13 protein-coding genes are annotated in these 13,006 nt (G+C 58.7%); 6 read left to right on the top strand and 7 right to left on the bottom strand.

The window, feature by feature from the left end; all coding sequences use genetic code 11:
- Positions 1-54: 54 nt before the first annotated feature.
- The gene (locus AACY36_RS17515) at positions 55-1,368 is read left to right on the top strand and encodes an ATP-binding protein (protein ID WP_339419926.1); all 1,314 of its coding nucleotides are present in this window, start codon (positions 55-57) and stop codon (positions 1,366-1,368) included.
- A 92-nt stretch (positions 1,369-1,460) separates the two neighbouring features.
- Here AACY36_RS17515 and rimK read toward each other — a convergent pair whose 3' ends face one another.
- Genes rimK through rimA form a run of 3 tightly spaced genes read right to left on the bottom strand, consistent with a single transcriptional unit; the run spans position 1,461 to position 3,638 of the window.
- On the bottom strand, positions 1,461-2,366 hold the full coding sequence (gene rimK / locus AACY36_RS17510) for a 30S ribosomal protein S6--L-glutamate ligase (protein ID WP_049710586.1): 906 nt from the start codon (positions 2,364-2,366) through the stop codon (positions 1,461-1,463).
- Complete coding sequence (rimB, locus tag AACY36_RS17505; RefSeq protein WP_445261722.1) at positions 2,363-2,845, bottom strand: retropepsin-like aspartic endopeptidase RimB; 483 nt, start codon at positions 2,843-2,845, stop codon at positions 2,363-2,365. The genes rimK and rimB overlap by 4 nt, the downstream gene beginning before the upstream one ends.
- The gene (gene rimA, locus AACY36_RS17500; RefSeq protein ID WP_339419927.1) at positions 2,832-3,638 is read right to left on the bottom strand and encodes a S6 modification regulatory phosphodiesterase RimA; all 807 of its coding nucleotides are present in this window, start codon (positions 3,636-3,638) and stop codon (positions 2,832-2,834) included. The genes rimB and rimA overlap by 14 nt, the downstream gene beginning before the upstream one ends.
- 116 nt (positions 3,639-3,754) lie before the next feature.
- On the opposite strand from rimA, the gene AACY36_RS17495 reads away from it, so the two are divergent.
- Entirely contained in the window at positions 3,755-4,162 is a 408-nt protein-coding gene (locus AACY36_RS17495) for an RNA-binding S4 domain-containing protein (protein WP_339497354.1), read from the top strand.
- Positions 4,163-4,186: 24 nt separating this feature from the next.
- Here the strand turns inward: AACY36_RS17495 and AACY36_RS17490 are convergent, their stop codons facing one another.
- Positions 4,187-4,984, bottom strand: a complete 798-nt coding sequence (locus AACY36_RS17490; RefSeq protein ID WP_339419928.1) for a phosphatase PAP2 family protein — start codon at positions 4,982-4,984, stop codon at positions 4,187-4,189.
- A gap of 104 nt (positions 4,985-5,088) precedes the next feature.
- On the opposite strand from AACY36_RS17490, the gene hslO reads away from it, so the two are divergent.
- Entirely contained in the window at positions 5,089-5,991 is a 903-nt protein-coding gene (gene hslO / locus AACY36_RS17485) for an Hsp33 family molecular chaperone HslO (RefSeq protein WP_339419930.1), read from the top strand.
- A gap of 179 nt (positions 5,992-6,170) precedes the next feature.
- Positions 6,171-7,712 carry a phosphoenolpyruvate carboxykinase gene (locus tag AACY36_RS17480; protein ID WP_339419932.1) on the top strand — a complete coding sequence of 514 codons (1,542 nt, stop codon included), beginning with the start codon at positions 6,171-6,173 and terminating at the stop codon, positions 7,710-7,712.
- A gap of 57 nt (positions 7,713-7,769) precedes the next feature.
- On the opposite strand, the gene AACY36_RS17475 is transcribed toward AACY36_RS17480, so the two are convergent.
- Together AACY36_RS17475 and AACY36_RS17470 are read right to left on the bottom strand one after the other, a co-directional pair.
- Complete coding sequence (locus AACY36_RS17475) at positions 7,770-8,633, bottom strand: DMT family transporter (RefSeq protein WP_339419933.1); 864 nt, start codon at positions 8,631-8,633, stop codon at positions 7,770-7,772.
- 175 nt (positions 8,634-8,808) lie between these two features.
- A complete protein-coding gene (locus tag AACY36_RS17470; protein ID WP_065875831.1) occupies positions 8,809-9,165 on the bottom strand; it encodes a DUF1493 family protein in 357 nt (118 codons plus the stop codon).
- Positions 9,166-9,899: 734 nt separating this feature from the next.
- Here AACY36_RS17470 and AACY36_RS17465 point away from each other — a divergent pair.
- Positions 9,900-11,837 (top strand): RecQ family ATP-dependent DNA helicase, encoded by a 1,938-nt coding sequence (locus tag AACY36_RS17465; protein ID WP_339419935.1) that lies wholly within the window; start codon positions 9,900-9,902, stop codon positions 11,835-11,837.
- A 23-nt stretch (positions 11,838-11,860) separates the two neighbouring features.
- The gene (locus tag AACY36_RS17460; protein ID WP_339419937.1) at positions 11,861-12,292 is read left to right on the top strand and encodes an acyl-CoA thioesterase; all 432 of its coding nucleotides are present in this window, start codon (positions 11,861-11,863) and stop codon (positions 12,290-12,292) included.
- Between the two features lie 141 nt (positions 12,293-12,433).
- Here the strand turns inward: AACY36_RS17460 and AACY36_RS17455 are convergent, their stop codons facing one another.
- Positions 12,434-12,913 carry a YMGG-like glycine zipper-containing protein gene (locus AACY36_RS17455; protein ID WP_339419938.1) on the bottom strand — a complete coding sequence of 160 codons (480 nt, stop codon included), beginning with the start codon at positions 12,911-12,913 and terminating at the stop codon, positions 12,434-12,436.
- Between the last annotated feature and the right edge of the window lie 93 nt (positions 12,914-13,006).

Below are 13,006 nucleotides of genomic sequence, written 5' to 3'. Positions count from 1 at the left end.
CGTCTGCAATTCTGCGAGCGCCGCTCGTTTCTGCAAGGTATCTAGCTGTCTTCTATGAAAACCCCGCTGTGGTTCCCCCAAAGCTTCTTCTCTCGCACCCTTTGGCTGGTGCTGATCGTCGTTCTGTTTTCCAAAGCACTCACGCTGGTTTATCTGTTGATGAACGAGGACGTGCTGGTGGATCGACAATACAGCCACGGTGTCGCCTTGACGCTGCGCGCCTATTGGGCGGCTGACCCCGAGAACCGCGAGAAAATTGCCAAGGCCGCCACGCTGGTCCGTGTCGCGGGCGCGGGGGTGCCTGAGGGTGAGCAACATTGGCCCTACAGTGAAATTTACCAGCGCCAGATGCAGGCTGAACTCGGTGAAGACACTGAGGTGCGGCTGCGCATGCATGTATCGCCGGCGTTGTGGGTGCGCGCGCCAAGCCTGGGTGAGGATTGGCTGAAAGTGCCGCTGTACCCGCATCCGCTGCGTGGGCAGAAGATCTGGAACGTGCTGGGCTGGTTCCTGGCGATCGGGCTGCTTTCAACGGCTTCGGCGTGGATCTTTGTCCGGCAGCTCAACCAACCACTCAAACGTCTGGTGTTTGCTGCCCGTCAATTGGGCCAGGGGCGCAGCGTGCGCCTGCCGGTCAGCGATACGCCCAGCGAGATGACTGAGGTGTACGGCGCGTTCAACCAGATGGCGGAAGACGTCGAGCAGGCCGGGCGCGAACGCGAGTTGATGCTGGCGGGAGTTTCCCACGACTTGCGCACACCCTTGACGCGGCTGCGCCTGTCTCTGGAGTTGATGGGCAGCCATAGCGATCTGACCGATGACATGGTCCGTGACATTGAGGACATGGACGCTATTCTCGACCAGTTCCTCGCGTTCATCCGCGATGGCCGGGATGAGGTGGTGGAAGAGGTCGACCTGACTGACCTGGTGCGTGAGGTGGTCGCGCCCTACAACCAGAACGGTGAGCAAGTGCGCATGCGCCTTGAGCCGATCCAGCCTTTTGCGTTACGGCGGGTCTCGATGAAGCGCCTGTTGAACAACCTGATCGGTAACGCTTTGCATCACGCCGGTTCCGATGTGGAAGTGGCCGCGTATGTATCCGGCGACAGTGCTGCGCCTTATGTGGTGCTGAGCGTCATGGACCGGGGCGCGGGCATCGACCCGGACGAGCTGGAGGGTATCTTCAACCCTTTCACCCGCGGCGACCGTGCTCGGGGTGGTAAGGGTACTGGTCTGGGGTTGGCAATTGTGCGGCGGATTGCCTCGATGCATGGCGGCAATGTTGAGTTGCGTAACCGCGAAGAGGGAGGGTTAGAGGCGCGAGTGCGTTTGCCGCTGGGCTTGATGTTGCCCAGAGATGCGGTATAGGAGCAGCGACAAGCTTCAAGCTATCAGCTGCAAGAAAGAGCAAAAGCATCTGTCTTCTCTTGCAGCTTTTAGCTTGAAGCTTGTCGCTGCTCTTACCCTTTACCCTTGGTCCGAGTCATATTCGCCCCGCCACTCTTCTCCAAATGCTGAATGATGATCCCTGCCACATCCTTGCCCGTGGTGGTCTCGATCCCTTCCAGCCCCGGCGATGAATTCACCTCCATCACCAGTGGTCCATGGTTGGAGCGCAAGATATCTACACCCGCCACGCTCAAACCCATCACCTTCGCCGCCCGCAGCGCGGTCATGCGTTCCTCGGGGGTGATCTTGATCAGGCTGGCACTACCACCGCGGTGCAAATTGGAGCGGAACTCTCCCGGCTTGGCCTGACGCTTCATCGCCGCAATCACCTTGTCGCCCACCACGAAGCAGCGGATATCGGCGCCGCCGGCTTCCTTGATGTATTCCTGCACCATGATGTTCTGCTTGAGGCCCATGAATGCCTCGATCACGGATTCCGCTGCCGTCGCGGTTTCACACAGCACCACACCTATGCCCTGGGTGCCTTCCAGTACCTTGATCACCAGCGGCGCGCCATTGACCATCTCGATCAGGTCGGGAATGTCGTCGGGAGAGTGGGCAAAACCGGTCACTGGCAGGCCGATGCCCCGGCGTGAAAGCAGCTGCAGCGAGCGCAACTTGTCCCGAGAGCGGGCAATGGCGACCGATTCGTTGAGGGGCGATACCCCCATCATTTCAAACTGGCGCAATACCGCGCAGCCATAAAACGTCACCGAAGCTCCGATGCGAGGGATCACTGCATCAAACCCCTCCAGCGGTTTACCCCGGTAATGGATCTGCGGCTTATGGCTGGCAATGTTCATATAGGCACGCAACGTGTCGATCACCACCATTTCGTGGCCACGTTCAGTGCCGGCCTCAACCAGGCGGCGGGTGGAATACAGACGCGGGTTTCGCGACAGCACAGCAATCTTCATGCAGCACCTGGGGCAGAAATAGTAGAGACCGGGAACACCGGCTTGTCTTGAACGTACTTGACGCCTGGATTGACCACCAATTGGCCGTCAATCAGCGCCTTGGAACCCAGTAACAGGCGATAACGCATGGCCTTGCGGCACGCGAGGGTGAATTCCACCCGCCATACCCGATCACCCAGCGCGAGGGTTGTGCTGATTACGTAGCGCACCTGCGCGTGGCCGTTGGAGCTTTTGATGGTTTTCATCGTCACCAGCAGCGCCTCGCAGCGGCGGTGGCGCAGTTGCACAATGCTGCCCAGATGCGCGGTGAAGCGCACCCATTTCTCGCCGTCGCGCTCAAAAGGCTCGATATCGGTGGCGTGCAGGCTGGAGGTACTGGCACCGGTGTCGATCTTCGCGCGCAGGCCTGCCACTCCCAGGTCGGGAAGTGCCACCCACTCACGCAGACCCACAACGGTCAAATGGTCAAATGTCTTCAATATGGGTAACCGATCGATTTGCCCAGGCCTGGGGTGAAATCTCAGCCAGGGCTTTGAATGCAGGCTTGGCGAACCAATAACCCTGCATCAGGAATATTCCGCAGTCGGAAAGGAAGTTACGCTCACCAGCACTTTCGATGCCTTCGGCGATGACACTAACCCCTAACTGCTCACAGATTGTGACAATCCCCCGGACGATGATCTGTCGGACACGATCCTGATCGACATCGCGAATCAGCGACATGTCGAGTTTGATCAAGTCAGGTTGAAAATCGGCCAGCAAACTCAGCCCTGAATAACCCGCACCGAAATCGTCGATGGCGGTCTTGAAGCCGAATTCGCGGTATTCACGCAGAATATTCGTCAAATGGCGATTGTTATCTACGTGCTCGCTTTCGATTGTCTCGAAAATCAGCCGGTCCAGCGGAAAATCATGCGCGCGGGCTGCCTCCAGGGTGCTGCGGATACACAACTCCGGGCGGTACACGGCGTTAGGCATAAAGTTGATAGAGAGATGGGTTTGCATACCCAGGGCCGCCGCCCCGGCGATCGCTTGGGTTCGGCAGCGTTGGTCGAAACGGTAGCGGTTGCTTTCGTCGACCTGGTCCAGCACAGACAGCGCCCCTTCGCCTTGTGTACCACGGACCAGGGCTTCGTGGGCGAAGATCGAATGGTCCCGAAGGTCTACGATAGGCTGATAGGCGAACGCAAAATCGAACCCCAAGGGTTCGCTTTGCTGGCAGCCCACGCAGCGCTGGTCAGGCGAGGTGAGTGAAGTGGGAAAGTCGGTCACAGCGTATCCTCGCGAAAACAGAGTGCTACCTGGCGTATCTTAGGTGAGCCTTAGGGTTTATGCGTCGAAGGGTTTCAACGTTAAAGTTGCGACATTTTTCAGAGCGAGGAATTCAAGTGGCTCAAAAGCAGGAAGAGGAAGAAAAAGTCCGTCTGGACAAGTGGCTGTGGGCTGCGCGCTTCTATAAAACCCGTGCCCTGGCGAAGGCTGCCATCGAGACTGGCAAGGTGCATCATCGTGGCGAGCGCTGCAAGCCAGGCAAGGAACCGCGCGTCGGGGATGAATTTCAGATTCGTACCGGGTTTGATGAAAAAACGGTCGTGGTCCAGGCGCTTTCCATCGTGCGCCGTGGGGCGCCTGAAGCGCAGGCGCTGTACACCGAGACCGAAGCCAGTATTGCTAAGCGTGAAAATGCGGCGGCGATGCGAAAGGCCGGCGGTATCGGCATGACCACCGATGGCAAGCCGAGCAAGAAGCAGCGCCGCGACTTGTTCAAGTTTCGCGGCAGTGGCAATGATGGCTGACCCTGCGCGGGGCAAGCCCGCTCACTACAAGCGTATGACGCTTAGCCGACTAATCAGTGGCACTCGTTGAAACAGCCGGAAGACGGGTGCCGTCACCCGCAACAACCCACCCGACACCTTCGCCGCAAACGGTGTGTAATATCCCCACCCCAGCGCCAACAGTGCCAGCAACACACCACCGATGTAGTCGTCCTGCCCCCAGTGCGCCCCCGCCACCAGGCGCGGCATCATGAACAACAGTGCCAGGCCCCAAATCACCAGCACCTGGCCGGTGCGCTTGGCGAACACCGTCATGAACATCCCCCAGATCAACAGCACCGAAGCGTGATCCCCCGGGAAACTCTGGCTCGAACGGTCCTTCAGTTCCCACGTCTTTTCCAGCCCAGGGAAATAGTCGCTCATCCGGATCGCCCCGCTGATGACCATCGACGGGCTACTGTGTTGCCAGCCCATGTGTGCCGCGAATTTGGAAAACAGCATGCGAATAAACAGCAACAGCAGCAGAATTCCGACAAAACCGAACAGTGCCTGGCGCACCTGCACGGCCTTGAATACCCAATCACCGCGAATCAACAGCAGCAGCAGAATCACGCCGACCACTGCGTCGAACGGTCGCAAACTGGCCACGGCCCACACGTGCAGCCATGTGGAGTTGCTCGCGAGCGGTTCATTGAGCAGATGAAACAGCCACTCGTCGAAAACCACACACAGCATCTGGCCCGTGGGCCACAGCCAAAAACACAGCAGCCCGATCGCGAGTAGATTGCACCAGGCCCACCCCCCGAGGCTCCACTTGGCTTGGAACAAACTCGGATTGTTCATAAACTGTCCCCCACGGCTCTAGAAAACAGCACCAAAACGGTGCTAAAGCGTTTAATTCTATAAACTTTGTAATCAATTTGTCATCAATTCAGATACCCAGACCTATGACTGATCTACCGGATACCGACTTCACCCAACGCTTCATCTTCGACGAGAACGATGCCCGCGGCGAACTGGTCTCGCTGGAGCGCAGCTATGCTGAAGTCCTTGCCAAGCACCCTTATCCGGAGCCGGTTGCGCAACTGCTCGGCGAGCTGATGGCGGCCGCCTCGCTGCTGGTGGGCACGATGAAATTCGACGGTCTGCTTATTTTGCAGGCGCGGTCTGAAGGTCCGGTTCCGATGCTGATGATCGAGTGTTCCAGCGAACGCGAAATCCGTGGCCTGGCCCGTTACGACGCCGACCAGATTGCCCCGGACGCCACTTTGTCCGACCTGATGGCCAACGGCGTGCTGGCGATCACCGTCGACCCAACCGAAGGCCAACGCTACCAAGGCATCGTCGACCTCGACGGCGAAACCCTGTCGGACTGCTTCACCAACTACTTCGTGATGTCCCAGCAAGTCGGCACCAAGTTCTGGCTCAACGCCGACGGCAAGCGTGCTCGCGGCCTGTTGTTGCAACAGTTGCCGGCTGACCGCATCAAGGACGACGATGAGCGCACCGATAGCTGGCGCAAGCTGACCGCCCTTGCCGGTACGCTGACGGCTGAAGAGCTGCTGGGCTTGGACAACGAAACCATCCTGCATCGCCTGTACCACGAAGAGGCCGTGCGCTTGTTTGACGCACAGGGCCTGCGCTTCCGTTGCAGCTGCTCCCGTGAACGCTCAGCCAATGCCTTGGTCAGCCTGGGCCTGGAAGATGCCCAGGATCTGGTGGTCGAGCACGGTGGCAACATCGAGATCGACTGCCAGTTCTGCAACCAGCGCTACCTGTTCGATGCGGCCGATGTCGCCCAATTGTTCGCCGGCGCAGGCATCGATACCCCTTCCAACACCCGCCACTAAAACGTTTAAGCACAGGTGAATCACCTGACAATTGCCGGTTTAGCGCTGTTCTGACGGGAGGGCCCTACTTTTTTTGGGCTTTTCTGGCATAATCCGGCCCACTTTTTTCGCGGTAGTAGTGCGCAACTTTCTACTACAAAACGTTTGGAGCACTCGGCCATAGGCCGACGGGGAACCTCATGACGCAAGCCAACAACGCCGTATACACCGATCTGAGTGTTGATGATCTGGTTAAAGAAGCCCTGCAGCGCGGTGAAGGCGTGCTTGCCGATACTGGCGCACTGGTCGTAGAAACGGGTCACCGTACCGGTCGTTCGCCGGTCGACCGTTTCATCGTTGAAGAGCCTTCCACCCAGGACGCCATTGCCTGGGGCCCGATCAACCGCAAGTTCCCGGCCGACAAGTTCGATGCCCTGTGGGCTCGTGTCGAGGCATTCAACAACGCGCAAGAACATTTCGTTTCCCACGTCCATGTAGGTGCTTCCGAAGACCACTACCTGGCCGTGAAGATGACCACCCAGACTGCCTGGCAGAACCTGTTCGGTCGTTGCCTGTTCATCAACCCGGCCCAGTACAACCCGGCCGGTCGTGACGAGTGGCAGGTGCTCAACGTGGCCAACTTTGAATGCGTGCCTGAGCGTGACGGCACTAACTCCGACGGTTGCGTGATCCTCAACTTCGCCCAGAAGAAAGTGCTGATCGCCGGTATGCGTTACGCCGGTGAAATGAAGAAAGCCATGTTCTCGGTACAGAACTTCCTGCTGCCGGCTTGCGACGTACTGCCGATGCACTGCGCCGCCAACATTGGCGAAGCAGGCGACGTGACCTTGTTCTTCGGCCTGTCGGGCACCGGTAAAACCACCCTGTCGGCCGACGAAAGCCGTTACCTGATCGGTGACGACGAACACGGCTGGGGCGAAGGCGTGGTGTTCAACATCGAAGGCGGTTGCTATGCCAAGTGCATCGACCTCTCCGAGAAGAACGAGCCAGTCATCTGGAAAGCCATCAAGCATGGCGCTGTGTTGGAAAACGTGGTTATCGACGATGCCAGGCACGCCGACTACACCAACGTCAGCCTGACCCAGAACAGCCGCGCCGCTTACCCGCTGGAGCACGTTGCCAAGCGTTCCGAGAAGAACCTGGGCGGCGAGCCAAACGCGGTGATCTTCCTGACCTGCGACCTGACTGGCGTGCTGCCACCCGTGTCGATCCTCAGCGAAGAACAAGCGGCCTACCACTTCCTGTCCGGCTACACCGCACTGGTGGGCTCGACCGAAATGGGTTCCGGCAGCGGCATCAAGTCGACCTTCTCCACGTGCTTCGGCGCGCCGTTCTTCCCGCGTCCGGCCGGCGAATATGCTGAGTTGCTGATCAAACGCATCCGCGGCTTCGGCTCCAAGGTCTACCTGGTCAACACCGGCTGGACCGGCGGCGGCTACGGCGTCGGCAACCGCTTCAACATCCCGACTACTCGCGGCGTCATCGCAGCGATCCAGAGCGGCGCGTTGATCGGTGCTGAAACCGAACACCTGGACACCATCAACCTCGACGTGCCATTGGCCGTACCGGGCGTTGAGACTGGCCTGTTGAACCCACGTAACACCTGGGCTGACAAGGCTGCTTATGATGACGCGGCGAAGGCGCTGGCTGCGTTGTTCATCGAGAACTTCAAGAAGTTTGAAGTGAGCGATGCGATCAAGGCTGCGGGTCCTAAGTTGTAAGATTCGATCGGTGTGAAAAAGCCGCCTCTCGTAGGCGGCTTTTTTGTGTGCGAGAGTTTAATCGGCGATGTGCAGAACCACTGCGCCGACCAGTACCAGCACAACCCCCAGCACCTGCACCGCCGACAACCGCTCCTTGAAAAACACAAACCCCAACATCGCCGCAATCCCGCCCGACAACGTACTGATCACCGTCACCACCGAAACCGACCCCGCCATCGCCCCCCACGAAAACGCCGAGAACCCACCGAGGTTCATCAGGCTAGCCCCGGTCAAGGTCGCGCAGTTTTTCAGTGGCGGGATCTTCAGGCCGTCCTTGATCTTCAGCACCATCACCACCAGCACGCACAGGCCTACCAGGTAACCCAGCCACAACATCGAGACCGGCCCCAGCGCCGGTAAGGTGTACCGGCCTTGCAGCCAGAAACTGGTGCCGTACAGCAACGCGGCAAGCATGGCGTAGGCAATGGACAGGCGTGGGTTGTTGTGGGGTACACCGTTGTCCTTGTGGATGCTGGAGAGGATCACGCCGATCACGCACAGGGCGATGCAGCCCAGCTGGATCAGGCTGATGTGCTCACCGCTGGCCCAGGACAGCAATGTGGTGACCACGCCGTAGGACGTCACCAGTGGCGCGACGATGGCCGCTTTACCCAGGGCAAAAGCCTTGGACAGCGCAAGGGCGCCGGAGACGGTAAGCAGTGCAGCAGCGATGCCCAGCAGCCAGACGCTCAGCGGCGCATCGAGAGATTTGGACAAGAAGGTGGGGAAGATGACCAGCAGCAGCGTCATGATCAGGAAACCGAGCGCTTGGCCGAAATAGACCGCGCGTTTAACGCCCACGGCTCTGGCGTTGAGGCCCACGAGAAAGTCCGTACCACCCCAGAGCACGGCGGCCAGCAGGCCCATTATTACGTCCATGTAAAGTCCTTGTTGTTCAGTGCGCGGTTGAGCAGATTAGTGCAGATCCAGTGTGGGAGCGGGCTTGCTCGCGAAAGCGATGTATCAGTCAACATATTCGGCGACTGACCCTCCGCTTTCGCGAGCAAGCCCGCTCCCACATTTGACTTTCAGTGTGTTCGAAATCTGTATTCGCTCAGCTCAGATTCTCCAGCGTCTGCGTATCCCAGCTATGGGTCTTGATAGCCAGGTAGAGCATGCCGATGGTCAACGGCACCTTCTCGCCTCGCCCTTTGGCCCGGCGCTTGAGAAACACATCAAACACCGGTGGGTTGAAGTAACGATAAGTGTCGTAGTCGCCGAGGTCGAGCGCGAATTCCTGCTCCAGTGCTTCCATAAGTTGCTTGGCCTCACTGCCGTCACAGCCCAGGTCGAAGTTGAGTGAGGTTTGCAGGCGGATCGTCTTGTGTTTCGGCAGGCCGATTTCTTCGTGCAGCAGTTGCAGGAGTTGCTGCATCACGGGGTCTTCGGGGAGGTCAGGGGCCAGGTTCATGGTGGGGGCACGCAGGAGTGGGTGAGGGGGATGGTTGTGTGGGTGTCGGTATTTAGTTTGGCGGATCAGCAAAGCAACGCCCGTAACAAAAGCAATGACAAGCAGGCTCTCGATCTGTGACGCCCTTATCCAAGAGGTCGCGCAGAATAGAAGTGTAGGACCGATTACCACAAGGATCAGCCCACACCATTTTCTAAGGGCAGGACGCTTGAGTGTTTTTTCAACTAAGGCGGCAACGGCAAAGAGTAGGGTCAGGCTGATCCAGTCGAGGTAGTCGGTCATTGTATTAGCCACCCTGGCGATTGGCAGCCAAGAGGACAAGGCGAATCACCGTCAAGATGACGCCGCAGTGAACTATGGGTTGAGTCCTTTCCATATTCACGGGTCTTAGCCGAAACGGTTGAGAGGACGCTATTTTCCGTCAGCGGTGGGTAACATCTACAGAGGGGCGAGCGACTGTTTGAAGCAGTTTGGGAAAAGTACAGCGCGAGGGCTAGAGGTTTCTTACAGCAGTTTCCGGCATTTGTAGCTTGAAAGTGATTTAACAGAAAGCGCTCCCACATTTGGTTTGAGGTGTTCCTACAATCGCTATCGAATCTGTCTGATTTGGCCCAAGGCCATCGCCGCACCCTGTGTATCATCCTGTCTCTTTTTTCCTTGCGACCTTTCTCGATTCGCTGAGATTCCCAGGCTATGTTTTTAAGCCAACTCAGCGGTCAATGGAGTGACAGCCTATGCACGACACCCTCCAGCAGGTCTTTGGTTATCCACAGTTTCGTTTGGGCCAGGAGCAAACGGTCAACGCCGTACTGGCCGGTCGTTCTGCAGCGGCAATTTTTCCTACCGGGTCGGGCAAGTCCCTGTGTTACCAGCTGTCGGCGGTGTTGCTGCCGCACCTGACGCTGGTGGTGTCGCCGCTGTTGGCGTTGATGCAGGACCAGCTTGGCTTTTTGCAGCGTCACGGTATTTCGGCAGGCAGTATCGATTCGGCCCAGAGCCGCGATGAGGCCAATGACGTGATGGCCCGTGCGCGCTCGGGTGAGTTGAAAATCCTGATGGTTTCGGTGGAGCGCTTGAAGAACGAGCGCTTCCGTAACTTCCTGCAAAGCGTGCAAATCTCGCTGCTGGTGGTGGACGAGGCGCACTGTATTTCCGAGTGGGGCCACAACTTCCGGCCGGATTATCTGAAGCTGCCGGACTACCAGCGCCAGTTCAATATCCCACAAGCGCTGTTGCTGACAGCTACAGCGACGCCCAAGGTGATTGCCGACATGCAGGCGAAGTTCGCCATTGCGCCGGACGATGTGGTCACCACGGGCTTCTACCGGCCCAACCTCAATCTGTTGGTGGAACCCGTCAGCGGTGCGGACAAGCGTCGTCGTTTGGTCCAGTGGATGAGTGAGCGCGCCAATCAACCCAGCATCGTCTACGTCACACTGCAGAAAACCGCCGAGCAGATTGCCGAGCACTTGAACCGCAACGGTATCCAGGCCGAGGCGTATCACGCTGGTCTGCCCCACGATAAGCGCGAGGGCATCCAGCGCCGCTTCATGGGCGGGCGCTCCAATTGCATCGTCGCCACCATCGCGTTTGGCATGGGCATCGACAAGAGTGACATCCGCAACGTGGTGCACTTCGACCTGCCCAAGTCCATCGAGAACTACAGTCAGGAAATCGGTCGCGCGGGGCGTGATGGGCAGCCGTCTGACTGCCTGGTGTTGGCCAACCGTGACAGCCTCAACGTGCTGGAAAACTTCGTGTACGGCGATACGCCGGAGCAGGACGGTATCCGTCGGGTGTTGGAAGAGTTGCAGGCCGCGCGGGGCGATGGGCAGTGGGAGTTTTTGCTCAGGTCTTTGTCGGACCACAGCAATATCCGCGAACTGCCGTTGAAGACCCTGCTGGTGCAGCTGGAGCTCAAGGGCGTGATTGCGCCGCGCTACGCGTTTTATGCCGAGTACCGCTTCAAGTACCTGATCGAGCCAGAGGCTTTGCTGGCGCGATTCTCCGGCGAGCGGCAGCAGTTCGTGGCGGCGATCATCCAGGTATGTAAACGAGCGAAAACCTGGGCGACGGTGGATTTCGACGCGCTTTATCAACAGCACAATGCCGAACGCAGCCGGGTGGTGAAGGCGCTGGATTACTTCCAGGAGCAGGGCCTGATCGAGCTGGAAAGCAAGCAGATGACGGAGGTCTACAGCCTGCTGGATACCGATTTTGATCCGCAGGTGCTGAGCGCGGAGTTATACACAGGCTTCAAGCAGCATGAGGTGGGCGAGGTCGCACGCATTCATGCGATGCTCGATCTGTTCGCCACCGAGCGCTGTCTCGGGCAGCGCCTAGCGCAGTACTTTGGCGATGAAAATGCACCGCAGCGTTGTGGGCATTGCTCCGTGTGCCACGGCCACGTTGCGCACCTGCCGCCACCGCCAGGCTTGCCGCCGCTTGTGGATAAAAACTTCATGGGGCTGTGCGGTGATTTTATCCACAGGCATCATGAGCACACCGGGGAACTACCGGGCGCGGAACGACTGACACGGTTCCTCGGCGGGATCAGTGTGCCGTTGTTTACCAAGTTGAAGGCGCGGGGTATTCCAGGTTCCGCTGCGTTGGAAGACTACCCTTACGCTGAAGTACGCGAGTGGGCGCAGGCCCATTTGAATGACCTGTAAACCCACCTTCGCGAGACTTACCGATGCCTGACTCAGTGCCACAACGTGCAGACTACGCTCACTTCCAGCCCATCATCACGCGCTGGCACGACAACGATGTGTATGGCCATGTAAACAACGTGACTTACTACAGCTTCTTCGACACAGCGGTGAATACCTACCTGATCGAACAAGGTGGCCTGGATATTCATGACGGTGAAGTAGTGGGGTTTGTGGTGAGTTCGGCGTGTGATTATTTTGCGTCGATCGCCTTTCCGGAGCGCATCGAAATCGGTCTGCGGGTGGGCAAGTTGGGTAATAGCTCAGTGCAGTACGAATTGGCGGTGTTCAAGGCAGGCGAGGAAGAGGCCTGTGCGGCGGGGCGCTTTGTGCATGTGTTTGTAGATCGAGGGTCGAACCAGCCGGTGACGATTCCGGGTTCGCTGCGCGAGGCGTTGCAGCGGTTGTTGGTCTAGCCCAATCCCACTAACACCACGGAGCCAAATGTGTCAGCGGGCTTGCTCGCGAAAGCGGTGGGTCAGCTTAAAATGCGTTGGCTGACACTCCGCATTCGCGAGCAAGCCCGCTCCCACAGTGGATGCGGTGTTCTTTAGAGCTTACCGGTGACGGTAGTGATGCTTGTTCTTGCGATGCCCATAGGCATGCCCGCGTCCACGGTGATCGTCGCGGTCATACCGACGCTTATCACGGCTACGCGAACGACGGTCGTCGTCATCGCTCTTGTTACCCATGTAGTTACCCAGTGCACCACCCGCACCGCCGCCGGCGGCTGCGCCGATCAGGCTGCCGGTGTTGCCGCCCATGCTACGGCCAACCACGTTGCCGCCCGCTGCACCCAAGGCGCCACCGATGGCGGCTTCGCCACGGCTGCGTTTGTCGGCACCGACCGCACTGCCGCCCGCGCCGCCCAGGGCTGCGCCGATGGCCGAGCCCGTGTTGCCGCCAATCGACTGGCCGACAACCGAACCGAGTACCCCGCCCAATGCGCCGCCCACACCGGCTTCGGTGGTGCCACCGGCCATGGCTGCGCCACTGACCAGGCCAAGGGACAACAAGAGAATCGAGGAGAACTTCATAGAGAGACCTCAAGAGGATGACGGCGCGATCCTGAGGCTGTGTCGACATTGTGACAATAGAAATCCGACCAGTAACACGAGTTGTACACAATT

It is taken from the genome of Pseudomonas sp. EA_15y_Pfl1_P101 (assembly GCF_963970835.1).
Taxonomy (GTDB): Bacteria; Pseudomonadota; Gammaproteobacteria; order Pseudomonadales; family Pseudomonadaceae; genus Aquipseudomonas; species Aquipseudomonas tritici.
Note: the sequence above shows the minus strand (reverse complement) of the source record. Positions and strands in the feature narration are given on the sequence as shown.